30 protein-coding genes are annotated in these 24,831 nt (G+C 65.7%); 9 read left to right on the top strand and 21 right to left on the bottom strand.

Going from position 1 to position 24,831, the window contains the following annotated elements:
* The first annotated feature begins 17 nt into the window (after window positions 1-17).
* The 8 genes from flgF (at window position 18) to flgL (ending at window position 7,757) form a co-directional block, all read left to right on the top strand.
* Window positions 18-758, top strand: coding sequence for a flagellar basal-body rod protein FlgF (gene flgF, locus BVG12_RS13940; RefSeq protein ID WP_075792912.1), 741 nt, complete (start codon window positions 18-20; stop codon window positions 756-758).
* A gap of 181 nt (window positions 759-939) precedes the next feature.
* Window positions 940-1,722 carry a flagellar basal-body rod protein FlgG gene (flgG, locus tag BVG12_RS13935; RefSeq protein ID WP_075792911.1) on the top strand — a complete coding sequence of 261 codons (783 nt, stop codon included), beginning with the start codon at window positions 940-942 and terminating at the stop codon, window positions 1,720-1,722.
* Window positions 1,719-2,366 (top strand): flagellar basal body L-ring protein FlgH, encoded by a 648-nt coding sequence (locus tag BVG12_RS13930; protein WP_075792910.1) that lies wholly within the window; start codon window positions 1,719-1,721, stop codon window positions 2,364-2,366. The genes flgG and BVG12_RS13930 overlap by 4 nt, the downstream gene beginning before the upstream one ends.
* Before the next feature lie 2 nt (window positions 2,367-2,368).
* Complete coding sequence (locus tag BVG12_RS13925; protein ID WP_075792909.1) at window positions 2,369-3,475, top strand: flagellar basal body P-ring protein FlgI; 1,107 nt, start codon at window positions 2,369-2,371, stop codon at window positions 3,473-3,475.
* A gap of 21 nt (window positions 3,476-3,496) precedes the next feature.
* Entirely contained in the window at window positions 3,497-4,456 is a 960-nt protein-coding gene (flgJ, locus tag BVG12_RS13920) for a flagellar assembly peptidoglycan hydrolase FlgJ (RefSeq protein ID WP_075792908.1), read from the top strand.
* Window positions 4,457-4,533: 77 nt separating this feature from the next.
* Entirely contained in the window at window positions 4,534-4,743 is a 210-nt protein-coding gene (locus tag BVG12_RS35665; RefSeq protein WP_307189124.1) for a flagellar basal body protein, read from the top strand.
* On the top strand, window positions 4,689-6,482 hold the full coding sequence (flgK, locus tag BVG12_RS13915) for a flagellar hook-associated protein FlgK (protein ID WP_307189123.1): 1,794 nt from the start codon (window positions 4,689-4,691) through the stop codon (window positions 6,480-6,482). The genes BVG12_RS35665 and flgK overlap by 55 nt, the downstream gene beginning before the upstream one ends.
* A gap of 45 nt (window positions 6,483-6,527) precedes the next feature.
* Window positions 6,528-7,757, top strand: a complete 1,230-nt coding sequence (flgL, locus tag BVG12_RS13910; RefSeq protein WP_075792907.1) for a flagellar hook-associated protein FlgL — start codon at window positions 6,528-6,530, stop codon at window positions 7,755-7,757.
* A 99-nt stretch (window positions 7,758-7,856) separates the two neighbouring features.
* On the opposite strand, the gene fliR is transcribed toward flgL, so the two are convergent.
* The 13 genes from fliR to fliF all read right to left on the bottom strand — a co-directional run bounded on the left by fliR (window position 7,857) and on the right by fliF (window position 19,352).
* Complete coding sequence (gene fliR, locus BVG12_RS13905) at window positions 7,857-8,678, bottom strand: flagellar biosynthetic protein FliR (protein ID WP_075792906.1); 822 nt, start codon at window positions 8,676-8,678, stop codon at window positions 7,857-7,859.
* A gap of 19 nt (window positions 8,679-8,697) precedes the next feature.
* The gene (fliQ, locus tag BVG12_RS13900) at window positions 8,698-8,967 is read right to left on the bottom strand and encodes a flagellar biosynthesis protein FliQ (protein WP_075792905.1); all 270 of its coding nucleotides are present in this window, start codon (window positions 8,965-8,967) and stop codon (window positions 8,698-8,700) included.
* 10 nt (window positions 8,968-8,977) lie between these two features.
* Window positions 8,978-9,730, bottom strand: coding sequence for a flagellar type III secretion system pore protein FliP (gene fliP, locus BVG12_RS13895; RefSeq protein WP_075792904.1), 753 nt, complete (start codon window positions 9,728-9,730; stop codon window positions 8,978-8,980).
* Window positions 9,730-10,542 carry a flagellar biosynthetic protein FliO gene (gene fliO / locus BVG12_RS13890; RefSeq protein WP_083685031.1) on the bottom strand — a complete coding sequence of 271 codons (813 nt, stop codon included), beginning with the start codon at window positions 10,540-10,542 and terminating at the stop codon, window positions 9,730-9,732. The genes fliP and fliO overlap by 1 nt, the downstream gene beginning before the upstream one ends.
* Window positions 10,539-10,964, bottom strand: a complete 426-nt coding sequence (fliN, locus tag BVG12_RS13885; protein ID WP_056136274.1) for a flagellar motor switch protein FliN — start codon at window positions 10,962-10,964, stop codon at window positions 10,539-10,541. Before fliN ends, fliO begins: the two co-directional genes overlap by 4 nt.
* Before the next feature lie 18 nt (window positions 10,965-10,982).
* Window positions 10,983-11,966 carry a flagellar motor switch protein FliM gene (gene fliM, locus BVG12_RS13880; protein WP_075792903.1) on the bottom strand — a complete coding sequence of 328 codons (984 nt, stop codon included), beginning with the start codon at window positions 11,964-11,966 and terminating at the stop codon, window positions 10,983-10,985.
* 29 nt (window positions 11,967-11,995) lie between these two features.
* Window positions 11,996-12,523 carry a flagellar basal body-associated protein FliL gene (gene fliL, locus BVG12_RS13875; protein WP_075796361.1) on the bottom strand — a complete coding sequence of 176 codons (528 nt, stop codon included), beginning with the start codon at window positions 12,521-12,523 and terminating at the stop codon, window positions 11,996-11,998.
* 227 nt (window positions 12,524-12,750) lie between these two features.
* Entirely contained in the window at window positions 12,751-14,043 is a 1,293-nt protein-coding gene (locus tag BVG12_RS13870; RefSeq protein WP_075792902.1) for a flagellar hook-length control protein FliK, read from the bottom strand.
* 33 nt (window positions 14,044-14,076) lie between these two features.
* A complete protein-coding gene (gene fliJ / locus BVG12_RS13865) occupies window positions 14,077-14,517 on the bottom strand; it encodes a flagellar export protein FliJ (protein WP_075792901.1) in 441 nt (146 codons plus the stop codon).
* Window positions 14,518-14,552: 35 nt separating this feature from the next.
* Window positions 14,553-15,941, bottom strand: a complete 1,389-nt coding sequence (fliI, locus tag BVG12_RS13860) for a flagellar protein export ATPase FliI (protein ID WP_075792900.1) — start codon at window positions 15,939-15,941, stop codon at window positions 14,553-14,555.
* Window positions 15,938-16,663, bottom strand: a complete 726-nt coding sequence (gene fliH / locus BVG12_RS13855) for a flagellar assembly protein FliH (RefSeq protein ID WP_075792899.1) — start codon at window positions 16,661-16,663, stop codon at window positions 15,938-15,940. Before fliH ends, fliI begins: the two co-directional genes overlap by 4 nt.
* A complete protein-coding gene (fliG, locus tag BVG12_RS13850; protein WP_075792898.1) occupies window positions 16,663-17,667 on the bottom strand; it encodes a flagellar motor switch protein FliG in 1,005 nt (334 codons plus the stop codon). Before fliG ends, fliH begins: the two co-directional genes overlap by 1 nt.
* Window positions 17,667-19,352: a flagellar basal-body MS-ring/collar protein FliF gene (gene fliF, locus BVG12_RS13845; RefSeq protein WP_075792897.1), complete on the bottom strand. Its 1,686-nt coding sequence runs from the start codon at window positions 19,350-19,352 to the stop codon at window positions 17,667-17,669. Before fliF ends, fliG begins: the two co-directional genes overlap by 1 nt.
* A gap of 167 nt (window positions 19,353-19,519) precedes the next feature.
* Between fliF and fliE the strand changes: the two genes are divergently transcribed.
* Window positions 19,520-19,915, top strand: a complete 396-nt coding sequence (fliE, locus tag BVG12_RS13840) for a flagellar hook-basal body complex protein FliE (protein WP_075792896.1) — start codon at window positions 19,520-19,522, stop codon at window positions 19,913-19,915.
* Window positions 19,916-20,044: 129 nt separating this feature from the next.
* Here the strand turns inward: fliE and BVG12_RS13835 are convergent, their stop codons facing one another.
* From BVG12_RS13835 to fliS, 8 genes are all read right to left on the bottom strand, one after another.
* Window positions 20,045-20,356, bottom strand: coding sequence for a cupredoxin domain-containing protein (locus BVG12_RS13835; RefSeq protein WP_083685028.1), 312 nt, complete (start codon window positions 20,354-20,356; stop codon window positions 20,045-20,047).
* Window positions 20,353-20,874, bottom strand: a complete 522-nt coding sequence (locus tag BVG12_RS13830) for a DUF4142 domain-containing protein (protein ID WP_075792895.1) — start codon at window positions 20,872-20,874, stop codon at window positions 20,353-20,355. The genes BVG12_RS13835 and BVG12_RS13830 overlap by 4 nt, the downstream gene beginning before the upstream one ends.
* Window positions 20,875-20,953: 79 nt before the next feature.
* The gene (locus tag BVG12_RS13825; protein WP_075792894.1) at window positions 20,954-21,655 is read right to left on the bottom strand and encodes an RNA polymerase sigma factor; all 702 of its coding nucleotides are present in this window, start codon (window positions 21,653-21,655) and stop codon (window positions 20,954-20,956) included.
* 117 nt (window positions 21,656-21,772) lie between these two features.
* Window positions 21,773-22,531: a flagellar brake protein gene (locus BVG12_RS13820; RefSeq protein ID WP_075792893.1), complete on the bottom strand. Its 759-nt coding sequence runs from the start codon at window positions 22,529-22,531 to the stop codon at window positions 21,773-21,775.
* The gene (locus BVG12_RS13815; protein WP_075792892.1) at window positions 22,515-22,880 is read right to left on the bottom strand and encodes an EscU/YscU/HrcU family type III secretion system export apparatus switch protein; all 366 of its coding nucleotides are present in this window, start codon (window positions 22,878-22,880) and stop codon (window positions 22,515-22,517) included. The genes BVG12_RS13820 and BVG12_RS13815 overlap by 17 nt, the downstream gene beginning before the upstream one ends.
* Window positions 22,867-24,003 carry a flagellar hook-length control protein FliK gene (fliK, locus tag BVG12_RS13810; RefSeq protein ID WP_075792891.1) on the bottom strand — a complete coding sequence of 379 codons (1,137 nt, stop codon included), beginning with the start codon at window positions 24,001-24,003 and terminating at the stop codon, window positions 22,867-22,869. Before fliK ends, BVG12_RS13815 begins: the two co-directional genes overlap by 14 nt.
* 10 nt (window positions 24,004-24,013) lie before the next feature.
* A complete protein-coding gene (locus tag BVG12_RS13805) occupies window positions 24,014-24,337 on the bottom strand; it encodes a flagellar protein FliT (protein WP_075796359.1) in 324 nt (107 codons plus the stop codon).
* A 15-nt stretch (window positions 24,338-24,352) separates the two neighbouring features.
* A complete protein-coding gene (gene fliS, locus BVG12_RS13800) occupies window positions 24,353-24,808 on the bottom strand; it encodes a flagellar export chaperone FliS (RefSeq protein ID WP_075792890.1) in 456 nt (151 codons plus the stop codon).
* Window positions 24,809-24,831 lie beyond the last annotated feature (23 nt).

Here is a 24,831-nt window from a genome sequence, read left to right as displayed (position 1 = left end):
ATTTCGGAGAAGAATAAATGGACCGCCTGATCTACACGGCCGCCACCGGCGCCAAGCACATCCTGGAGCAGCAGGCCACCACGTCGAACAACCTGGCCAACCTGAGCACGACGGGTTTCCGCGCGCAGCTGGACACGTTCCGCGCCGTGCCCGTCGTCAGCGAAGGCTTGCCGACGCGGGCGTTCGTCGTCGATAACACGGTCGGCGCCGACTTCACGGCCGGTCCGCTGCAGGTGACGGGGCGCGATCTCGACGTGGCCCTCAAGGGCCAGGGCTGGATCGCCGTGCAGATGCAGGACGGCACCGAAGCCTATACGCGCAACGGTGCGCTGCAGATCAGCCCGAACGGCATCCTGCAGACCGCCAACGGCCAGACCGTGATGGGCGAGGGCGGTCCGATCGCGATTCCGCCGAACACGACGGTCTCCGTCGGCAAGGACGGTTCGGTGTCGTCGCTGACGACGGACACCGTGCCGGCGACTTCCACCGTCGTCGGCCGCCTCAAGCTCGTCAATCCGGACCAGAAGCAACTGGTGCGCGGCGACGACGGCTTGTTCCGGATGCAGGACGGGAGCCAGGCACAGGCCGACCCGGCCGTGACGGTCACGAGCGGCGCGCTGGAAGGCAGCAACGTCTCGGCCGTCGACTCGATGGTGAACATGATCTCTTTGGCACGTTCTCTCGAGACGCAAATGAGCTTGTTGAAGAACGCGGAGAATAACGCGGCGAAAGCGACGCAGATCCTCGCTTTGACTTGATTTCTCCTGGGACATAATTCCATGGTGGGTGACGGGTTTGCCGTCGCCGTGTAAGGCCCCTGAAAACCGTAGCGGGCGGCAGTAGCGTTGGTTGAGAAGCGCAGCTGTACGAAAGTACAGCGAGCATCGCAGCCCGACGATACGACGCACAGCAGGTTTGCAGGCGCCATAGGAGAACACCATGATCCGTTCGCTGTACATCGCGAAAACCGGTCTCGAAGCGCAGCAGACCAACCTCGACGTCGTCACCAACAACCTCGCCAACGTCAGCACGAACGGCTTCAAGAAGTCGCGTGCCGTGTTCGAGGACTTGTTGTATCAAAACGTGCGCCAGCCCGGCGCGCAATCCTCGCAACAGACCCAGCTGCCGTCCGGCCTGCAGATCGGTACCGGTGTGCGCGCCGTCGCCACCGAGCGCATCCACACGCAGGGCAATCCGCAGCAGACCGGCAACTCGAAGGACGTGATGATCAACGGCTCGGGCTTCTTCCAGGTCCTGATGCCGGACGGCACCACGGCCTACACCCGCGACGGCTCGTTCCAGACCGATTCCAACGGCCAGCTCGTCACCTCCAGCGGCTATGTGCTGCAGCCGCCCATCACCGTGCCCAGCAACGCGCTGTCGATGACCGTTGCGCGCGACGGCACCGTGTCCGTCACGACGCCCGGCGCCGTGGCGCCGACGCAGATCGGCTCGATCCAGGTGTCGAACTTCGTCAACCCGGCCGGCCTCGAATCGCTCGGCGAGAACCTGTATGCCGAGACGGGCTCGTCCGGCACCGCGCAGGCCGGCGCCCCGGGCACGAACGGCAACGGCGTGCTGATGCAGGGCTATGTCGAAACGTCCAACGTCAACGTCGTCGAAGAGATGGTCAACATGATCCAGACGCAGCGCGCGTACGAGATCAACAGCAAGGCCATCACCACGTCCGACCAGATGCTGCAGAAGATTTCCCAGTTATGAAAACGTTCAGCTTCACCGTGTGCGCGCTGGCGCTGGCCGGCTGCGCAGCCACCCCGACGTCGATCGTCAAGGGCCCGACCTCGGTGCGGCCGATGCTGGCCGACGCTGGCGCGCCGACGGAAGGTGCGATCTACAACGCGAACACGTTCCGTCCGATGTTCGAGGACCGGCGCGCGCGCCACATCGGCGACATCCTCACGGTCGCCATCGTCGAGAAGACGGCGGCCAACAAGAGCGGCGCCAGCACCGGCAACAAGTCGGGCAGCGTCAACGTGGGCGTGCCGGGTCCGCTGCAGGGCCGCCTGGGCGCCACGGTCGCCACGAGCGCCGGCACCAAGTTCGCCGACGGCGACACGCAGACCGCGTCGAACGCCTTCACGGGCACGATCGGCGTGACGGTGTCCGAAGTCCTGGCGAACGGCAACCTGATCGTCGTGGGCGAAAAACAGATTGCCATGAACAAGGGCGTCGAGTTCATCCGCTTCTCGGGCATGGTGAATCCGGACTCGATCCAGCCGGGCAATGTCGTGCAGTCGACGCTGGTCGCCGACGCCCGCGTCGAATACCGCACCAACAGCCAGATCGACCGCGCCGAGATGACGTCGATGATGTCGCGCTTTTTCCAGTCGTTACTCCCGTTTTGATCATGAACCTGAAAACCATCGCACTCTGCGCAGCGCTGCTCGGTCCCCTGATGGCGACGACCGCCCACGCCGAGCGTCTGAAGGACCTCGCCAGCATCGGCGGCGTCCGTCAGAACCAGTTGTCGGGCTACGGCCTCGTCGTCGGCCTCGACGGCACGGGCGACCAGACGACGCAGACGCCGTTCACCGTGCAGTCGATCATGGCGATGCTGCAGCAGAAGGGCATCAGCCTGCCGGCCGGCACCCAGCTGCAGCTGAAGAACGTGGCGGCCGTGATGGTCACCACGTCGCTGCCGGCGTTCGCCCAGCCGGGCCAGACGATCGACGTGACCGTCTCGTCGATGGGTAACGCGAAAAGCCTGCGCGGCGGCACGCTTCTGATGACGCCGCTGCAGGGCGCGGACGGCCAGGTGTATGCGATGGCCCAGGGTAATGTGCTCGTCGGCGGCGCCGGTGTGTCGGGCGGCGGTGCGCAGGTGCAGGTGAATCAATTGTCGGTCGGCCGCATCTCGGCCAGTGCCACGGTCGAGCGCGCCGTCGCGTCGAACCTCGGCGCCGACAACCAGGTCAAGCTGGAACTGAACACGACGGATTTCGCCACCGCGAGCCGCGTCGTGGAAGCCGTCAACGACAAGTTCGGCCCGGGCATCGCCACGGCGCTGGACGGCCGCGTGATCCGCGTGCGCGTGCCGTCGTCGAGCGACCAGCGCGTCAGCTTCCTCGGCATCCTGGAAAGCCTGGACGTCAAGCCGGCCGAAGCTGCCGCGAAGATCATCCTCAACGCGCGCACGGGTTCCGTCGTCATGAACCGCGCCGTCACGCTCGAGCCTTGCGCGATCGCGCACGGCAACCTGTCCGTGAGCATCGGCGCCGACACGCAGGTCAGCCAGCCGCCCGCGGGTTCGTTTGGCAGCACCGCCGTCACGAAGACCCCGCAGGTGTCCGTCAAGAAGGATGCCGGCAAGGTCATCATGCTGAACGGCGGCGCGTCGCTGGCCGAAGTCGTCAAGGCGATGAACGCGATCGGCGCCACGCCGCAAGACCTGCTCGCGATCCTGCAGGCGCTCAAGGCGGCCGGTTCGCTGCGCGCCGAGCTCGAGATCATCTAACCGATAACCAGCGAGGCCATCATGCTCGGTTCCACTCCTGACCTGTCCGGTAAATTCGCGCTCGACACCAACAGCCTCGGCGACCTCAAGCAGTCGGCGAAGGCCGGCTCGCCGGAAGCGCTGAAGGGTGCGGCGACGCAGTTCGAATCCATGTTCGTCAACATGATGATGAAGAGCATGCGCGACGCGACACCGCAGGACGGCATGCTGGACAGCCAGGAGTCCAAGACGTTCACGACCATGCTGGACCAGCAGATGAGCCAAAAGATGGCCAAGCGCGGCATCGGCCTGGCCGACGTGCTCGTGCGCCAGCTGACCGTGCAGCAGAAGGGCCAGCAACTGATGCAGGACATGAACAAGCAGGCGCTGGGCATCGGCGGCGACACCGAGACAGGCGGCGCCGGCGGTGCTGCCGCCCTGCGCATGCAGAGCGATCCGGACTCGATGCCGACCGACGGCGCAGCAAGCGCGGGCGCGGCCGGCGTCACCGGCAGCGCGCGCGGCACGGACAATGCGAACAAGCCGGCGCACGTGCGCGCGTTCCAGGAAAAGCTGGCCGACGCCGCCGAGGAAGCGGAACACGTGACGGGTGTGCCGGCCAAGTTCATGATGGGCCAGGCCGCGCTCGAAACCGGCTGGGGCCGCCGCGTGATCCGCAATGCGGACGGCAGTTCGAGCAACAACCTGTTCGGCATCAAGGCCGGCCCGGGCTGGAAGGGCAAGGTCGCGACGGCCGTCACGACGGAATACATCAACGGCAAGCCGCACAGCCGGGTCGAGAAGTTCCGCGCCTACGATTCCTACGCCGACGCGTTCAAGGATTACGCCAAGATGCTGAGCAATAACCCGCGCTACGAAAAAGTGCTGGCGCACGGCGGCGACGCGGCCACGTTCGCGCACGGCCTGCAGCGTGCCGGCTATGCGACCGATCCGCAGTACGCGGCCAAGTTGTCGCGCATCATCAAACACTCGCTCGCATGACAGGAGTTGTTGAACGGTTAGCAAGAATAAAGTTTTGGCGAAACCTGCCGTCAATGACATAGCAGAAAGAAACCATCATGTCCCTCCTCAGCATCGGCAAGTCCGGTTTATACGCGGCCCAGGCAGCCCTGGCGACGACCGGCAACAACATCACCAACGCCAACGTCGCGGGCTACAGCCGCGAGGCAGTGGTGCAAGCCGCTTCGACCTCGATGGGGGGGCCAACGGCTACATCGGCACCGGAACCCAAATCTCCCAGGTCAAGCGCTACTCGGACGACTTCCTGAACGCCCAGGTGCGCACGGCCCAGGCATCGAGCAGCGGGCTTGAGGCGTACCAGGCCCAGGTCCAGCAGGTCGACAACCTGCTGGCCGACACGACGTCGGGCCTGTCGCCGGCGCTGCAGGATTTCTTCTCGGCCGTGCAGAACCTCACGGGCGATGGCGCCGGCGTGTCGTCGCGCGGTTCTTTCATGACGTCGGCCGATACGCTGGCCGCCCGTTTCCAGAGCATGAACGGCCGTCTGGACGAGATCCGCAAGGGCGTCAACACCCAGCTGACGGCCAGCGTCACGACGATCAACACGTATGCCAAGCAGATCGCCCAGCTGAACGACCAGATCGGCAAGCTGACGGACAGCCGCGGCCTGAACCCGCCAAACGAACTGTTGGACAAGCGCGACCAGTTGATCATGGACCTGAATAAACAGGTCAAGGCCACCGTCGTACCGGGCGATAACAACAGCCTCACAGTGTCGATCGGCAATGGCCAGCCGCTCGTCGTCGGTAGGAGCGCGTTCCAGCTCGCCGCGACGAATTCGCCGACGGACCAGACGCGCGTCACGGTCGGTTACGTCGTCCAGGGCAAAGTCACGCCGATGGCCGAGAGCGCGCTCACGGGCGGCGAACTGGGGGCCGTGCTGCAATTCCGCAGCCAGTCGCTGGATGCGGCCCAGAATTCACTGGGTCGCGTCGCGATCGCGCTGGCCTCGACGATGAACGACCAGAACCGGCTGGGCCTGGACGGCAACGGCAAGCCGGGCGGCGACATCTTCACGGTCGCGCCGGCCGAGGTGACGAAGAACGTCAACAACAACCAGACGAGCACGACAGCGATCACGGCCGCGGTCGTCGACGCCACGCAACTCACGACGAGCGACTACAAGGTCGATTTCGACGGCACGAACTACAACGTGTACCGCTTGTCGGACAACAAGAAGACGGTGATCTCGCCGTTCCCTCAGACCCAGCCGCAAGTGGTCGACGGCCTCGCGTTTTCCGTCACGGGCACGGCCGATTCGGGCGACAACTTCCTCGTGCGTCCCACCCTGGGCGGCGCCGCCAACTTCAAGTTGGCGTTGACGGACGGTGCGCAGATCGCGGCCGCCGCACCGATCGCCACGAGCGTCCCGATGACCAACAGCGGGTCGGGCAAGATCAGCGCGGGTTCGATCGACAAGAACTACCTGGCTGCGCCGCTGGCCGGGCCTGTCACGCTCGCCTACAACAAGGCTACGGCCACGCTGTCCGGCTTCCCGGCCGGCAATGCCATCAGCATGACGGTGAACGGCACCACGACGTCGTATCCGGCCGGCTCGAACGTGCCGTTCCAGGACGGCGCCAGCTACACGGTGGCCGGGATGAGCTTCACGATGAACGGCGCCCCGGCCAACGGCGACACCTTCACGATCGCGCCGAACACGGGCCTGGGCGATACCCGCAACGCTAGCCTGATGGGGGACCTGCAGTCGAAGAACATCCTGGACGGCGGCAAGGCGACGTACCAGTCGGCTTATGCCACGCTCGTCAGCACGGTCGGCAACAAGACGCGCGAAGTGCAGGCCAATGCGGCGGCCGCCGCGGCCCAGCTGACGCAGGCGCAGTCGGCCGCCAACGACGTCTCGGGCGTGAACCTCGACGAGGAGGCGGCCAACCTGCTCAAGTACCAGCAGGCCTACCAGGCGTCGGGGAAGGTGATGCAGATCGCCGACACGATCTTCAACGCATTGCTGCAGATCGGTCACTGAGACCGGTAACCGAGCAACCACCAGCGAACGAAGCGGAACGACGCCATGACCCTACGTATCAGCACGAACGCGATTTTCCAGGCCGGCACCACGCAGATCAACACGCTGCAGGGCCAGATGGCAAAGACGCAGATGCAGTTGTCGACGAACAAGCGCATGCTGACGGCCGCCGACGATCCGATTGGTTCCGCGAAAGCGCTGGAACTGACCCAGTCGCAGTCGATGAACACGCAGTTCGGCACCAACCGCACGAATGCGAAATCGTCGCTGTCGATGGTCGACAAGACGCTGCAGGACGTCACGACCCAGATCCAGAACATCCAGTCCCTGATCGTCACCGCCGGCAACGGCGGTTATAGCCAGAGCGACCGCGAGGCCCTGGCGACCGAGCTGGAAGGGCGCCTGACCGACATGATCGGGTTGGCCAACACGACGGATGGTTCCGGTACCTACCTGTTCTCCGGCTACCAGACGACGACGCAGCCGTTCACCCAGACGCCCACGGGCGCCGCCTACCAGGGCGACCAGGGCCAGCGGAGCCTGCAAGTGGGGTCGGCGCGCAAGATGGCCATCAGCGAAAACGGCAGCGCCATTTTCGAAGCCAACGCCACCGGAAACGGCACGTTCGTGGCGCAAGCCGCGGCGACCAACACGGGCTCGGGCATCATCGCCCCGGGCGCGGTATCCGACCGGAGCAAGCTGACGGGCCACGATTATTCGATCGCCTTCAAGGTCGCGGGGGCCCCGGCCGTGACGACCTATACGGTGACGGACAATTCGGTGTCGCCGGCAAGCGCCGTGCTGAGCAACCAGCCGTACACGGCGGGCGCCGCAATCTCCTTCGACGGGATCTCGTTCGACATCAAGGGTGATCCGGCCAACGGCGACACGTTCAGCGTCCAGCCGAGCCAGAAGCAGTCGGTGTTCACGACGGTTACCGACCTGATCAAGACCCTGCGTGCCCCGGCCGACGGCTCGACCGGCAAGGCCGCGCTGGCCAACAATCTGAGCATGGCCAGCCAGAACATGAAGAATGCGCTGGACAACGTGTTGACCGTGCAAGCATCCGTGGGCGCGCGCCTGAAGGAAGTCGACTACCTGGACAGTACCGGCGACGACCTCAACATCCAGTACCAGACCACACTGAGCGGGTTGCAGGACCTGGACATGGTGAAGGCGATTTCGCTGTACACCCAGCAGCAGCAGACGCTGCAGGCGGCGCAGGTGTCGTTCAAGACGATGTCCGGCCTGTCGCTCTTTAACTACATCTCGTAAATTCGGGGGCTGGACCTCCCCCTAGTCCTGTCCACCGAACCGTGCATCTCGCTCTGACCCCGAATTTCGCAAACGTTACGCGTGGACTCGGTGAGCCGCCTACCGCGGTGGCGTCGGTATCTGCCGTGGCCCGGGCCGCTGCGCCCCGACGCGGGGGATCTTGCGCCCCGCCTCGATCCCCTGGTTGAACAGGTTCTGCAGCGGCGTGCCGAGGTACGGCAAGGTCAGGCTGATGACGAGGAACCCGGCGCCCAGCGTGATCGGGAAGCCGATGCCGAACAGGTTCAGCTGCGGCGCCGCGCGCGTCAGGATCGCCAGCGCGATGTTGGTGATGAGCATGGCGGCGACGATCGGCATCGCGATCTGCAGGCCGGCCGAGAACACGTGGCTGCCCCAGCGCACCATCTCCAGCGGCGCGGACAGCGACATCGGCGTGGCCGAGATCGGCAACGTGAAAAAGCTTTCCGCCAGCGCCTCGATCAGCACGAGGTGGGCGTTCATGGCGAGGAAGGCCATCGTCGCGACGAGGGCGAGGAACTGACTGATGGCCGACGAGCGTCCGGCCGAGCTGGGATCGAAAAAGGTGGCGAAGGAAAAGCCCATCGTCGAGCTGGCGACTTCGCCGGCGAATTCGACGGCGGCGAACACGAGGCGCATGGCGAAGCCCATCGCCACGCCGATCAGGAGTTCCTGCGCGACGATCATGAGCCCCGCCCACGACGTCGGATCGACGGCGGGCACGGCCGGCAGCGAGGGCGCGATGATGCCGGCCAGCAGCACGCCCAGCGTCGTCTTGACGAGGATCGGCACGGCCGTGTTGCCGAACACGGGCGCCACCGCGACGAGCCCGAGGATGCGCGTCAACGGCCACAAGAGGCCGCCGATCCACGCATACAGCTGCGTCGTGGTGAACGAAATCATCGACGAGTCGAGGCGCGCGTCAACCGATCATCTGCGGAATCCCGCTGAAGAGGTTGCGCATGTAGTCGGTCATGACCGTGATCATCCACGGCCCCGCGAGCACGAGCGCGATGAACACGCCAACCAGCTTGGGGATGAAGGACAGGGTCTGCTCGTTGATCTGCGTGGCGGCCTGGAAGATGCTGACGACGAGGCCGATGACGAGCGCGACCAGCAGCAGTGGCGCCGACACCATCAGCGTGACTTCCATGGCCGTGCGGCCCATTGCGATGACGCTTTCCGGAGTCATATGGTCCTCTTCAGTAGAAACTCTGGGACAGCGAGCCCAGCAGCAATTGCCAGCCGTCGACGAGCACGAACAGCATCAGCTTGAACGGCAGCGAGATCACGGCCGGCGACATCATCATCATACCCATCGACATCAGCACGGACGCGACGACCATGTCGATGATGAGGAACGGGATGAAGATGGCGAAGCCGATCTGGAACGCCGTCTTGAGTTCGCTCGTGATGAAGGACGGGATCAGCACGCGCAGCGGCACGTCTTCCGGGCCCTGCAGCGCGGGCGTGCGTGAGATCTTGACGAACAGGGCGAGGTCGGACTGGCGCGTCTGCTTGAGCATGAAACCCTTCAGCGGCGCGGCGGCCTTGTCCATCGCCTCGCCCATCTGGATGCGGTTTTCCTGCAGCGGCACGTAGGCTTCCGTGTAGATGCGGTCGAACGTCGGGCCCATCACGAACAAGGTCAGGAACAGCGCGAGGCCCACCATCACCTGGTTCGGCGGCGCCGTCTGCGTGCCGAGCGCCTGGCGCAGCAGCGAGAGGACGATGATGATGCGGGTAAAACTCGTCATCATCAGCAGGGCGGCCGGGATGAAGGTCAGCGCCGTCATCAGGAGCAGCGTCTGCACCGGCAAAGAATACGCGGTGCCGCCGCCCGGGGCCGGGCTCGTCGTGAAAGCGGGGATGGCGGGCGCGGCCACCGCCGCCGCCAGCGGCAGTGCTACCAGGCCCAGCATTGCTGATCCCAGCAGGAGTCGTTTATTGAGCATCACTTGCGTTTGTCGATCGTCTGTTTGAGCCAGTCGGCGAAGCTGTGCGCCGCGGGAGCATGCGGCGCGAGCGTCGCGTTCGCGCCACCCGTGTCGCCGTGTTGCCCGTCCTGGCGCGGCATGGTCGCCAGCGCGTTGATGCGGCCGGGTGATGCGCCGACCACGATCCATTCATTGCCGACTTCGACCACCACGATGCGCTCGCGGCCGCCGAGATTCAGCGAACCGACGACGCGCAGATTGGCATTGCCGCCGCCGACCTTGGGTCCGTAGCGCTTGAGGAACCAGGCGAGCGCGCCCAGCACGGCCAGCACGAGGATCAGCGCGAACAGCGTCTGCAGCAGGCTGCCGGTGGACGAGCCGGACGGCATCGTGACGGGCGGAACGGCGACGCCCGGCGTAGCGACGCCCGGCGTAGCGGGACGGGGCGCGGCGACGTCGGGTGCGGCCGGGTTGGCGGGTGCCGCCATGCCGGACGGCGCGGCAGCGGTATCGGGTTGGACGGTGGGCGCCGGCGGGGCGGCGGTGGCGGGCGACGTGGCGGCGCCGGTCTTCGTGCCTGCCATGGCGCGGGGATGCGCTGCGGACGGGGCGCTTGGCTGCGCCGCCTGGTGTGCCGGCGCCGCGGCCGGTTCCGTCACGGCGGGCGCCGGCGCCGGCGCGGCCGGCCGCGTATCCTGCCCGGCGCTGGTCGTCGCAGCCGCCGATGGCCCCGCTGCCTGCCCAGGCCCCGGCTGCTGGGCCGCGCAAGCGGTCAGCGGCAGCGTGAGGATCAACCTCAGGGCAAGGATGGTCAGCAGGCGCGCCGTCATTTGTTGAGCTTGCGGATGCGCTCGGACGGGGTAATGATGTCGGTGAGGCGGATACCGAATTTGTCGTTCACGACCACCACCTCGCCCTGGGCGATCAGGCAGCCGTTGACGAGCACGTCCATCGGTTCGCCCGCCAGGCCGTCCAGTTCCACCACCGAACCCTGCGCCAGTTGCAGCAGGTTCTTGATGGCGATCTTCGTGCGGCCCAGTTCCACCGTCAGCTGGACGGGGATGTCGAGGATGAAGTCGATGTCGTTCGGCGTTTCCGGGCGCGGGCCCTTGTTCGAGAAATCCTTGAACACGGCGGCCGACGCTGCCTGCTGCTGGCTGGCCAGTGCAGCAGCTTCCGCGGCGGCCTGCTCGGCGATCGCCGCGCCCCAATCGTCGTCGAGGCTGCTTTGGTCGTCTTGAGTATCGGACATGTTTCTCTCCTGTGTTGCTTACTTGTTGAAGGTTTCGCTGTTCGCCAGCAGTTTTTCGACCTTCAGCGCATATTGTCCGTTGAACACGCCGTAGCTGCAGTCCATGACGGGCACGCCGTCCACGGTGGCCTGGAGCGTTTCCGGGACCGAGATCGGGATCACGTCGCCGACCTTCATGTTCAGGATTTCGTCGAAATTCGCCTTGCCGTGGCCCAGCACGGCAACCAGTTCCACTTCCGCCACCTGGATCTGCTGCGTCAGCAGGCGGATCCAGCGCTTGTCGACTTCCAGCGCCTCGCCCTGGATGCTCGACGTCAGCGCGTCGCGGATCGGTTCGACCATCGAATAGGGCATGCAGAAGTGGATCTGGCCCGACACCGAGCCGAGCTCGATGGTGAAAGTGCACGATACCACGACTTCATTCGGGGTGGCGATGTTGGCGAACTGCGTGTTCATCTCCGAGCGGATGTACTCGAATTCGATCGGATACACCGGTTCCCACGACTTGGCGTATGCCTCGAACACGATGTCGAGGATGCGCATGATGATGCGCTGCTCGGTCTGCGTGAAGTCGCGGCCTTCCACGCGCGTGTGGAAGCGGCCGTCGCCGCCGAACAGGTTGTCCACGAGCAGGAATACGAGGCCCGGGTCGAACACCATCAGCGCCGTGCCGCGCAGCGGCTTCATGTGGATCAGGTTCAGGTTCGTCGGCACGACGAGGTTGCGGATGAACTCGCTGTACTTCGACACGCGCACCGACCCCACCGACACCTCGGCGGAGCGGCGCAGGAAGTTGAACAGGCCGACCCGCAGATACCTGGCGAAACGCTCGTTGATGATCTCGAGCGTCGGCATGCGGCCGCGGACGATCCGCTCCTGCGTTGCCAGGTTATACGTGCGGACTCCCGAGGTGTCTTCAGGCGTCGCGACGTCGTCCTGATCGCCGTTGACCCCTTTGAGGAGGGCATCGACTTCTTCCTGTGAGAGAAAATTATCGGCCATGATGCAGCTTTACCGTAATGACTTCTGCTTTACTGGATGATAAAGGAAGTGAAGAGAACGTCCGACACTTCCTGTTCGTCGCCGTGTTCGACGAACGGTGCGTTGACCGCCGCGAGGATCTCGCCGGCCAGCTGCTGCTTGCCTTCCACCGTGCTGATATCGGACGCTTTCTTGCCCGACAACAGCAGCAGCACGCGGCTGCGCACCTTGGCCATATTGGCCTTGATGAGCTCGACTTGTTCCGCGCTGTCGACCTGCAGCGTGAACGCGACCTGCAGATACTGGTCGCCGTGTTCCGGTTGCAGATTGACCGTGAAGGGCTCGATCGCGACGTATTCGGGCTTGGCGTCGTCTTTTTTCTTCGCTTTCTTGCCGGCCGCGTGGTCTTTCTTGGCCGGCTCGGCCGCCGCACTTTCAGTGCTGCTCTTGTGCAGGAAGTACCAGCCGGCGCCGCCGCCCAGGGCTAGCACGAGCACGGCCGCGCCGATCATGACGAGCAGCTTGCCTTTGCCGGTGACTGCTGGGGCTGCCACATCCGCTTTCGGATCGGCTTTGATTTTTGGATTCGCTTTCAAGAGTATTCGGTCCCACTGTTGGATCGTGCCGTCATTATGTCATTATCGGGAAAAAGTGAGCAGCGGCAACGGTCGAAAAGAGGGAGGAACCTGGGGTATCTCGTTGTTTCTTGACGGATTTGTTGTCGAGGCTTTATCCAAACGTACGGTGGGGTGATCGATGCCCCGCATCGATCACCCCACCCGACGGCCGATATTGCTGAAATTGTTTATGCGAACGTATCGACCATCCCGCGGTCGCCGATGGCCGCCGTGCGCGTGGCCGGCCGGACCGTGGCTTCGCCCACCACGGTTCCCGCATCGTTGCCGCCATGGCCGCGGCCATTGTTGCCCCGGCCGAAACCGCTCGATGCCGCGGCCTGGTCCTGCTGCGCCTGGCCGCCGTTCGACATGCCCGCGTTGACGGTGGCATTGCCCAGCGCGATGCCGCTCTCGCTCATCATTTCCTGCAAGCGGGGCAGGGCGTTTTCCAGCGCCTGGCGGACTTCCAGCTGGTTCGACGAGAACGTCACGTCGGCCTGGCCGTTGGAGACGGACAGCACCACCTGCAACGGCCCCAGGTCCGGCGGGTTCAGGGTCAGCGACGCGGTCTGGTCTTCGGCGCCGACCATGTAGACGACCTTCTGGCCGACCTGGTCGTTCCACGCATCCGTCCCCACGTGCGCCGTCAGCTCTTCGCTGGCGGCAGCGGCCTGGGCGGCTTCCAGCGTCGCCGACTGCAGCTGCGCGGCCGCGGTGGCGATCGCCGTCGGGGCCTGTTCCTTCTGCGCGAGCAGGGCGGCGTCGCGCGCCTGCTGCAGGGTGAAGTCGGCGGCATCCAGCTGCGGCTTGGCATCGAGCTTGATATTGCCCGCCGTGCCGCGCAGGTCGGCCGTGGCCGCGGCGGCCTTGTCCGCGCCGAGATCGGCGCCGGCCGCGGCCAGGGCCGGGTTCTTGATCGACGTGGCGGAGAAGGTCTTGGCGCCGGCCGCGTCCGTGCCGGCTTCCTTCGATACCGACTTCATCGCGGCCTGCAGCGCGGCCAGCTGGCCGGCGTCCGTGCGCTTGCCCTTGCCGGAGAGCGCATCGAAGGCCTGGGCCGTCGTCGTCTTGGCGTCCGTGCCCGGCTTGTGCAGGCTGGCCATCAGCGCGAGCATGGCGCTGGCCGGGTCGCCGGTCTTGGCGGCGGCGTCGTCATCGGACTTGTCGTCGGACTTGTCGGCGGCGTCGTCTTTCGCTTCGCCCGCCTCGGCCTTGTCCGCCGGCTTGGCGGGCGGCTGCGGCGTTGCGTCGGCCTGGGCGGGCTTGTCGGTTTCTTGCGGCTTGGCCGCGTCCTGTTTCGGGGCCGGAGCGGGCGCCGGGGCCGGCATGAACGCGAGCGCGGCGCTGCTGCGTTCCATTTCGCCGGACAACATGGCGCTGAACTGGCTGCCGTCGCTGGCGGCGTTGGCGTTCGCGCCGTTGGTGCGCTGGTTGACGCCGGACGTCGAGTTGAGCTGTTGGGTAATGGAAGTCGTGGTCATGTCGCTTGTCGCTTCGGTTATTCAAGGCGCCGGTCAACGCTTGGCGCGCGCCGTCCGTGCTGCAAAGTCGTCCATCATTTTCTGGTCGCGCTTGCTTTCCAGCGCGAGGGCTTGAAGCGCCGCGCGCTCGTTCAGGGTCCGATACGACAGGCGCTTGCGCTCGCTTTCCTGCCATCCCTTTTTTTCCATGTCGGCCTTGACGCGCGCGTGCTTGAGCACCTCGCGCTGGCCGTCGATCGCCTGTTCCAGCTTGCCGAGGAAGGCGACGAAATTCTGGTGCGCGAACGGTGTGATGCCCGCCATCTGCGCCGCGTCGAGCTTGTTCGCATAGTCGTCGCGGTAGCCGAGCAGCATCTGCAGCTTTTGTTCCCCATCCTCGACGGCCTTGAGCGCGACGCCCAGGCGCTTTGCGCAGGCGTCGGACTCGCGCTGGGCGAGGTCGATCAGGGTGTCGAGTGCGGATGCGTTGGCCATGGTAGGTCAAGTATACCGATGGTCGTTCCGGCCAATCAGCCGAACAGCGAGGTCAATTCCCCCAAGCTCTGCAACATGCCGACGTTGTCATGGATTTCCTGGCACAGGAATGCCTCGATACGCTCGTGCAGCGCGATCGCCTTGTCCAGCACCGGATCCGTGCCCGGCGCATAGGCGCCCACGCTGATCAGGTCGCGCGAGCGCTCGTAGCGCGAGTACAGTTGCTTCAGGGTGCGCGCCGCGTGCTGGTGCTCGCGCGACGTGATGCCGTGCATCGCCCGCGAGATCGATTGTTCGATGTCGATGGCGGGGTAGTGGCCCGCCTCGGCCAGTTTCCGGTTCAGCACGATGTGGCCGTCCAGGATACCGCGCGCCGCGTCGGCGATCGGGTCCTGCTGGTCGTCGCCCTCGGACAGCACGGTGTAGAACGCCGTGATCGAGCCGCCGCCCGCCTGGCCGTTGCCCGCGCGTTCCACCAGCACGGGCAGTTTCGCGAACACCGACGGCGGATAACCCTTGGTCGCCGGCGGTTCGCCGATGGCGAGCGCGATCTCGCGCTGGGCCATCGCATAACGCGTGAGCGAATCCATGATCAACAGGACGTTCCGGCCCTCGTCGCGGAAGTGCTCGGCGATGGCGGTGGCGTACGCGGCGCCCTGCAGGCGCATCAGCGGCGGCGCATCGGCCGGCGCGGCCACGACGGCCGAGCGGGCCAGGCCTTCCTCGCCGAGGATCTGTTCGATGAATTCCTTGACCTCGCGGCCCCGTTCGCCGATCAGGCCCACGACGATCACGTCCGCCGTCGTGTAGCGCGCGATCATCCCGAGCAGAACCGATTTGCCGACACCCGTGCCGGCGAACAGGCCGAGACGCTGGCCGCGGCCGACCGTGAGCATCGAGTTGATGGCGCGCACGCCCACGTCCAGCGTGTCCGAGATCGGTGCGCGGTCGAGCGGGTTGATGGGACGCGCGTTCAGCGGCCCCATATGTTCGGTGACGACGGGACCCTTGCCGTCCAGCGGGCGGCCGGCGCCGTCGACGACGCGGCCCAGCAGGCCCCAGCCGACGGGCAGGTGGCGCGCGCGGTCCATCGGACGGCGGCGCGGATGCGCCACGGTGCCGGGCTTCGGCACGCTCGCTTCGACCGGAAACACGCGCGAGCCGGGCACGACGCCTTCGACGTCCGACTGCGGCATCAGGAACAGGCGATCGCCTTCGAAGCCGACGACTTCCGCTTCGATACGCGCGCCGGACGCGACCGGGATCATGCACGCGCTGCCGACCGCCAGCTTGAGGCCGACGCATTCCATCACGAGGCCCGCGACGCGCGTGACGCGGCCCGACACTTGCATCGGCTCGACGAAATCGACCACGTTGCCGCAGTCCTTCAGGTAGGACTTCCAGCGGCCCGTATGTGCGTTCATCCGAGCCAATCCAGGTCCTTGCCCAGCGCATGCGTCAGGCGCTGCCAGCGCGAGCCGATCTGGGCGTCGATCTGGTTGCTGGCCGTGTCGACGCGGCAGCCGCCGCGCGCGATGGTCTCGTCCTCGACGATGCGCCAGCCGCTCTTGTCGAGCTCATGGCCGATGCCGCTTTTCACGATCAGCGCGTCTTCCGGATGCAGAATCAAGAGGGCCGGCTGTTGCAGGTTCGGCAGGTAATCGATGGCTTCGCGCACGACGGGGAGGATCAGGTCGGGCTTGACGTCGAACGCCGTGCGCACCATGCCGCGCGCCAGGTGCAGCGCGAGTTCCAGCACGTCGTTGGAGATGGCGTCGTCGGCCTGCGTGACGGCGTCGCCGAACGTCGTGGCCAGCTGGCGCAGGTGTTCGAGTTCCTCGGCCGCCTCGGCACGGCCGAGCGCCAGACCCTCTTCGTAGCCGGCCGCATGGCCTTCGGCCTGGCCCGCGTCGAGCCCCTCGGCATAGCCTTCCTCGCGGGCGGCGGCGCGGATGGCTTCCAGCTCTTCCGCGGTCGGCAGCTGGACGGCGGGCTGCGGTGGCGGAGGCGGTTCGTAGGCGCGCGCGGCGGCCGCGGCCGCAGCCACTTCGGCCGCACGCTGGGCTTGCGCGCTGGGGCGCTCGTCGCCGAACGACGTCATTTCCCAGCGTTGATATGCCGACTGGAATTCTTTCGAGATTGCCATCAGACGAACGAGTCCTCACCTTTGCCGCCGAGCACGATCTGGCCTTCGTCGGCGAGGCGCCGGACGATTTGCAGGATCTGCTTCTGCTGGGTTTCCACTTCCGACAGGCGCACGGGACCTTTCGATTCCAGGTCTTCGCGCATCATTTCCGCCGCACGCTGCGACATGTTTTTGAAGATTTTATCGCGCAAATCCTGCGACGCCCCTTTCAGCGAGATGATGAGCATCTCCGACTGCACTTCGCGCAACAGCAACTGGATGCCGCGGTCGTCGATGTCGATGATGTTGTCGAACACGAACATCTCGTCCATGATCTTCTGCGCCATGTCGTTGTCGTAGTTCTTGATGTTCTCCATGACAGAACTTTCCTGCTCGCCGCTCATGAAGTTCAGGATCTCGGCCGCCGTGCGCACGCCGCCCAGCGACGACTTCTTGATGTTCTCGTTGCCGGACAGGAGCTTGGTCAGCACGTCGTTCAGTTCGCGTAAAGCAGCAGGCTGCACGCCGTCCAACGTGGCGATACGCAGCACGACGTCGTTGCGCAGGCGGTCCGTGAAGTGCGCCAGCACTTCGCAGGCCTGGTCGCGTTCGAGGTGGACCAGGATCGTGGCGATGATCTGCGGGTGTTCGTTGCGGATCAGTTCGGCGACGGACGGCGAGTCCATCCACTTCAGGCTCTCGATGCCGGAAGCGTCCTTGCCGCCCAGGATGCGGTTCAGCAGCACGGCCGCCTTGTCGTCGCCCAGCGCCTTGGTCAGCACCTGGCGGATGTACTCGTCGGAATCGAGGCCGACGGTCGACTGCAGGTCGACGCGCTCGCGGAATTCGCCCAGCACGCTCAGGACTTCCTCGTGCTGCACGGCCTTCATCTGCGCCATGGCGCCGCCCAGCTTGAGCACTTCGCGCGGGCCGAGGAACTTCATCACCTCGGCCGCTTCGGCCTCGCCCAGGGCCAGCATCAGGATGGCTGCCTTGGTCGTGTTTTCCTTGTCCTTGTCGCTCATTACTCAGTCCCCAGCCATTCCTTGATCACATTGGCCACGATGCGCGGATCGTTCTTCGCCATGTCTTTCGCCATTTCCAGGTTGCTCTTGTAGACCTGGACCTTCTGGTGCTCTTCCGCTTCACGCTGGATGCGGGCTTCCTCGTTCGGATCCGGTTCCGGCTCCGGTTCCGGCTCTTCCGGTTCCGGCTCGGGCGGGATCGCCACCGCTTCGTCGAATTTCTTGATCGCGGGCTTGAGCAGCGGCCGCACGAAGCGGAACCACAGGAAGGCCAGCACGAGGGCGATGAAGACGTAGCGTGCGATGTCTTTCGCCAGCGGCAGGTTGGACGGGTCCTTGTACCAGTCCGGCGCCTTTTCGTCCGGCTTGTCGACGCCGTCGAACGGCGCGTTGGTCACGTTCAGCGTGTCGCCGCGCGCCTGGCTGTAGCCCATCGCCTGCTTGACCAGTTCGTTGATCTGCGCGACTTCGGCGGCGGTGAGCGGCTTGACGACGACCTTGCCCGTCTTCGGATCGATCGAGCGGCGGTAGTTCACCACCACGCCCACCGTCAGGCGCTTGATGCCGCCCATCGGCTTCTGTTCGTAGCGCACGGTCTTGTCGACTTCGTAATTCGTCGTCGCATCCTTGCGGCTCGGGCCGGTCGTCGTGTTCTGCGCCTGCGCCGGCGCGTTGCCGTCGATCGGGGCCGTGGCCACGCCCGGCGGCTGGTTCGACAGCGCGCCCGGGATGCCGGACGGGTTCGTGCTGCCAGGCCCGGTCTGCTCGGACGTCTGCTGGCTGCGGATCGCCTGCGGTTCCGGCGGCGAGTTCGGCTTGTACATCTCGGCCGCGGTGTCGGTCTGGGCGAAGTCGACTTCGGCCGTCGCTTCGGCGCGGACATTGTTCTGGCCGACGAGCGGGGCGATGATCGATTCGACCTGCTTGACGATGTTCTGCTGCAGCGCTTCGACGTATTTCAGCTGGTTCGGGTCGAGCTGCTTGCCGTTCTTGTTGGCGTTGTCCGACAGCAGGGTGCCGTTCTGGTCGACGACGGTGACGTTAGCGGGCGTCAGTTCCGGGATCGACGATGCGACCAGGTGGACGATGGCGCTGACCTGGGCCTGGTCCAGCGCGCGGCCCGGCTGCAGATTCAGCAGCACGGACGCGGTCGGCTTCTGCTGTTCGCGCACGAACACGGACGGCTTCGGCAAGGCCAGGTGCACGCGGGCCGAAGAAACGGCCGCCAGCGACTGGATCGAATTGGCCAGTTCGCCCTCCAGCGAGCGCTGGTAGTTGACCTGTTCGACGAATTGCGACGTGCCCAGTTTCTGGTTTTCGAGCAGTTCGAAGCCGACGTTGCCGGCGCGGGGCAGGCCTTGCTGGGCCAGTTTCAGGCGCAGGTCGTGGATGCGGTCGGCCGGCACCAGGATCGCGCTGCCGCTGTCCGAGAATTTGTACTTGACCCCCATCTGGTCGAGCGATGCCGTGATCGCGCCGCCGTCCTTGTCGGTGTAGTTGGAGAACAGCACGCGGTATTCCGGTGCCGTCGTCCACAGCCACAGGGCGGCGACGATGGCCACCACGACGGCGATGGCGCCGCCGATGACCACCCGTTTGCCGATCGTCGTCTGCCAGAACTTCGGCTTCTCTTCGGCCGGAGTTGCGATGTCGCTGTCGAGGAGTTCTTCCGCTGTCGTTGCCATGTTGGGGGAGGGAATGGGTTTATGAACGCCATTATGGAGCCGTACGGCAACATTCAAACTCCGGAATAAGGCCATGTTTACGGCGCTGCTCGAGGGCAATCGTTGCCCGTGCGCTGATATTCTGACAGCCTGAATCGTATTGTTTTGCGAGAACCGGGAGAACGGACATGAATATCGGCGGCATCGACAGCAGCCGGATCGAGGCGATGATGGCGCAACTGAAGGCGGCCGCGCAGAAGCCGGCCGGGCCGGCGTCCGCCGCGGATGCGCTGGGCGGCGGCCTCGGCATCGGCGGCATCGGCAAGCCCTCGGCCACGGATGCGGCCGAGTCATCGAGCAAGGTCAGCTTCTCCGATGCACTGAAAGGGGCGCTGCAAAACGTCAGCGACGCCCAGAACCAGGCCGACGACATGGGGAAACGCTTCGCCGCGGGCGACGATGCCGTCAGCCTGTCCGACACGATGATCGCGATGCAGAAAGCCAGCATCAGCTTCCAGTCGACCGTGCAGGTGCGCAATAAGCTGGTGTCGGCGTATCACGACATCATGAACATGCAGGTGTAAGACAAACCAAGCACGTAAACACCGTCATTCCCGCGTAAGCGGGAATAGTGCCCCCGGCACTATTCCCTCCATACTGAGCTACTGTGGCCCACTCAGCATGGATTCCCGCTTGCGCGGGAACGACGGTTTTCAGTGTGATGGCTTCGCGACATCCACCCGTCCCTTCATCACCGGGTGCAAGGTGCAGAGGTAATCAAACGACGCACCTGCCCGCACCACATACCGCCACGTCTTCCCGGGCGCCAGGTCGCCCGAGCTCACCTTGGCCGCGGCCGCCGTCACGTTGTGAGCGAACATGTCGCGGTTTTCCCAGACGATCGTGTCCCCGGGCCTGGCCTGGACGACCTGCGGCGAAAACTTCATGGCGTCGATCACGACATGGTGTTCCGCCGCGCCCGCCAGCGCGGGCAGCCATAGCAATGCGATGAGCAGCCGTCTCACTTGAGTTCGGCCTGGAGATGCTTCGCGTGCTCCAGGTGCGCCACGAAGGCCGGGCGGACCTTGACGAGCAGGGCTTTCAGCTCGGCATTGGAAGCGTTCGGGATCAGCGTCTTGTCGAGGGCGCCGAGCACGGTCTCGTGGTACGTCACTTCATTGTCGACATAGGCCTTGTCGAACGCCTTGCCGGACAGGCCCGTGAGCTTGGTGTGCATCGCCGCGCCGTCCTTTGTCAGGCTCTTGCTGGTGTCGTTGTCCTCGGGCGTCACGTGCAGTTTTTGCACCAGCGCGGTCGCCTGCTGGTTGACGCCGGAATGGTCGGCCACCATGCGCTCGGCGAAGGCGCGCACGTCCTTGTTCTTCGTCTTCGATTCGGCCAGCTTGCCGGCGTCGATGTCGACCGAGTTGGCGGCGACGACGATCGCGGCGATCTGCGCATCGTTCGGCCCGGCCGCGTGGGCGGGGGCGGCAAGACTCGCGGCGAACAGGGAAGACAGCAGCAGCGGGGTGAATTTGTTCATGGCAGCATCCTTCATTGGGTTGGAAAAGGTGGAACAACCCATTGGATGCATGCCAAGCTGTCCACGTTCCCGCCGCCCGTCAGATGCCCCATTCCGCGTCGAGCCGGCGCCGTACCGCGTCCACGATCCGGTCGCAGCGTTCGCCGTCGAAGCCGAACGCGTCCTCGATGGCAAAATCGATCTCGCGCGCGAGCGCTTCGCGCAGCATGGCCCGGGCCCGGAAATAACGGCTGCGCACGGTGGCCTCGGGAATGTCCAGTGTGGCCGCCGTTTCTTCCACCGTCAGTTCCTCCACGGCGCGCAGCACGAATACCGTGCGGAAGACGCCGGGCAGCTTGTCGATGCCGGTTTCGATCAGGCGCCGCGTCTGGGCGCGCAGCGCGGCCAGTTCCGGCTGCTCGCGTTCGCCCTGGCTGTCGTCCGGGTAATGCGGCCCGGCGGCATCGTCGGTGCCGAAATCGGCGCCCAGCTCGATGACCTCGGCCAGCCGCCCGGTCTTGCGTTGGCGCATCAGGGCGGCGTTGACGACGATACGGGTGAGCCAGGTGCCGAGCGCGGACTCGCCGCGGAATGCGGGCAGGGCGCGAAAGGCTTGCAGGTAGGCATCCTGGAGCGCGTCCTCGGCTTCGGCGTCGTCGCGCAGGACGCTGCGCGCCACGCGGTAGAGCCGCCGGTTGTAGCGCCGCATGAGAAGCGTGAACGCGTCGCGGTCGCCGGCGCGGATGCGGCGCAGCAGCGCGTCGTCGTCGAGGGATGAAGGATTCGGTGCGGCGGCGTGCATGGGATCTCCTGGTCGTATGCCTGAAGATTGGATGCCGGTCAGCAGCCTGGCGTTCCCGCCAACCGGGGTCAGAGCCCGATTTTAAGCAATTGCCTAAAATCGGGCTCTGACCCCGGTTCAGGCCAGCCCGGCCAGGCGCGCGTTGCGCTCGCGTTCGAGCTTGGTGATGTAGCGTTGCACGGCAGCGAGATTGCCGCGCGAGATGTCGACGAATTGGCAACCCAGGCGGCGGCTCGTCTTGTTGTTTAGAAGCGTCATGTCCATCGAATTGCGCACTTGCAGCGAGCAAGTGACGGGGCCGATTTCCGGCAGGTCGATGCGGCAGTTGGCGTAGGTTTCGCCGACGGTCGTGCCGAGCTGCATCTTGTTGTCGTAGATCGCGATGCCGCCGCAGCTGATGTCCGCCAGCGGGAACACGGCGACGTCGCCGCCCAGCTCGGCCGGCAGGGGAATCGTCGCGCGCACGGGGTTCGTCACCGGCGTCGGCATGCGGTAGAACTCGCGCCGTTGCAGGCGGATCAGGCTGGCAGGGATGGCGGCCTGCAATGCCGTGCCGCCTTCGAATTGCACCTCGCGCAGGTTGTCCAGGCCGAACACGATGCGGATCTTGTCCAGCGACGTATCGCACCGCACGGTGCCGGCGGCCACGATGCGCGTGTTCTGTTCGGGGCTGACGGAGCGGTCGATGATGACGGTGCCCTCGTCCGGATCCACGTGCAGCAGCGACGTGACGCAGACGTCGGCCTCGCCCTTGATCAGCATGCGGATCAACTGGTTCTTTTCGGCGATCTGGCGCAGCAGGGCCACGATCTCCCTGGACGACTCGACCTCGTAGTCGTGCCAGGCTTCTAATTCGGCGTCAGTGATTGCTTGCATTTGTGTCAACGGGGGTGCTTTCTTGGGGTGGGAGGAGCCGTGCCGTGTCGGGTGCCGGCGGTGCTATCTGCCCGGAAACTTGCGCGGATTCAATATAATAGAGCCAGGCCAGGAGTTCGGCAATGGCCCGGTACAGCGCGGGCGGAATCTGACGGTCGAGGTCGACTTCCATCAGCAACGCCACCAGTTCCTTCGATTCGTGCACGAACACGCCGGCCTCCTGGGCGCGGACGATGATCTGTTCGGCGACGAGTCCCTTGCCCTTGGCGACGACTTTCGGCGCCGCATCGCCGGCGCCATAGGCCAGCGCGACGGCGCTCTGGCGGCGCGCGGCCTTATCCTTGTCCATCGCCTGGTTCGCCTGGTTCGTCTTTCGGTGCGATGTCGTGGATGGCCAGCGTGGTCAGCGGCGTCCCGGCTGCGTCCAGCGCCTCCGCCAGGCGCGGGCGGTAGCCGTCCAGCAGGCTCTTGATGCCGGCATCCGCTGCATCGAGGCGGATGTGCAACTGGTCGCCGGACAGCACGACGCGCGCCGCCACCTCGCCCAGCGCGCCGAAGCGCAGGCGCAGGCTGCTTTGCCATGTGGCGCCGGGCCCGCCGTCGCCGTCCTGGCGGCCGGAGGCATCGCGCTCGACGTCCCAGTGCATGTCGCGGCCCGGCCACAGCTGGCCCTGCCAGGCGACGCGTCCCTGTTCATGCGCGTTCAGCTGCAGATTGATGAACTGGGCCGTGTTCGGGTCAAGCGGCGGCGGCATGCCGCGCGCCTGCGGTTCGGCCGCGAGATCGGCGCGGGAGCGGGTGCCCGCGGCCCATTCGGCCACGTGCGATTCGTAGAACAGGCCGCTGTTGCCGAGGCCATCCCGCAGCGCCTTCGCGATGGCGTCGGCGTCGCCGGTCGGCGCGCCCAGCAGCGGCGTGCGGCCGATCGCGGCGCTGGCCTGCGTCTCGGCTTTCTGCGCGGCGGCGATGACGTCGCCCAGCGCCTTGCCGGCCGAGCTGATCGATGTGTTGGCGCCGTCCGCCGTGCCGCCGGGCAGTTGGGAAAGGCCGCGCGCGCCGGCCAGCAAGGCGGCCGTGCGCGTCAGCGCGGCGGCTTCCTTGCCTTCCAGATAAGCGAGCGGGGCGGATTGCGGGCTGGCGCCTTCCGGCAGCGGCGGGCCGGCTTCGGCAAAGGCCGCGGTGCCCTGGTCCGTCTGGAGCTGGAACGTGGGACGGGGCGTGAGGGCGACGAGGGTCAACGGGACTTGCGTGCCGACCTGGGCACCTGCGGGCAGCGGCATGCGCGCCGCCATGTCGTTGATGCGGACGACGAAGCTGCCGTCGGGCAGTTTCGTCATCACGTCGGCCGCCATCGATTGGCCGACGAGGCCGGCGAGGGCGCGGGTAAACGCTTGCTGGCGCGGGTCGCCGACCGGGAGGGCAGGACGCGCGGGCGCGACCTGGGTCAGCGAGACGCTATCGCGCGGCAGCATCGTTCACGGATCAGACGCCGTAGGCGCGCGCGACGCGGCGTTCGACGGTCTTGTTGCTGATCATGGCTTGCAGCTTCGCCATCCACGGCTGGGTCAGGTCACGGATCTTGCGGTCGGAGTCGAGCATCTTGCGGATGGCGTTCGCCTTGCGCACGCGCTCCTGTCCGGCCAGCGGGCTGTCGCCGTTGTCCTTGAGCTGGCGCACGCAGGCGGCGCACTGGTGTTCGAGCTGGACCAGGCGGTCCCAGTCGTTCGCGGTGGCGGCGGCCAGCATGTCGTCGGTGATGCCGACCATGGCTTCGTACAGGGACGCGATTTCGGCATTCGTCATCATCGTTGCGGCTCCCATTTATGCGCTCGCCAGGGTCGGGGCTTTCGGCATGGCCGTGGGCGCCGCGGCCGCGGGCTGCTGGACCTTGTCCCCGATCGCGACCCAGGCTTCGCGCAGGTCGGCCAGCAGGCCGTGCACTTCGTCGAGGATGGCGACGTCGTTTTGCAGGTTGGCCTGGAACAGACGTCGGCTCATGTAGTCGTACAGCGCGTCGAGGTTCTCGGCGATTGCGCCGCCGGCTTCCTTGTCGAGCGAGACCCGCAAGCCGTTGTCGATGATCGTGATGGCCTTCGAAATCGCGGCGCCCTTGGCTGGGATGTTGCGAGCCACCATGTTGGTCTTGGCTGTCCGCAACGCGACCAGCGCGCCGTCATACAGCATGACGATGAGTTTGTGCGGGGAGGCCGAGGCAATTCCGGTCTCGAGGTCGACATTGGCGTAGGCGTTGACGCCGCGTTTCATGGTTCCAAACATGTGATTCTCTCCAATTGATCAGA

This window comes from Massilia putida (assembly GCF_001941825.1).
GTDB lineage: Bacteria > Pseudomonadota > Gammaproteobacteria > Burkholderiales > Burkholderiaceae_D > Telluria > Telluria putida.
The sequence above is the reverse complement of the archived record's forward strand: the minus strand, read 5'-3'. Positions and strand labels throughout refer to the sequence as shown.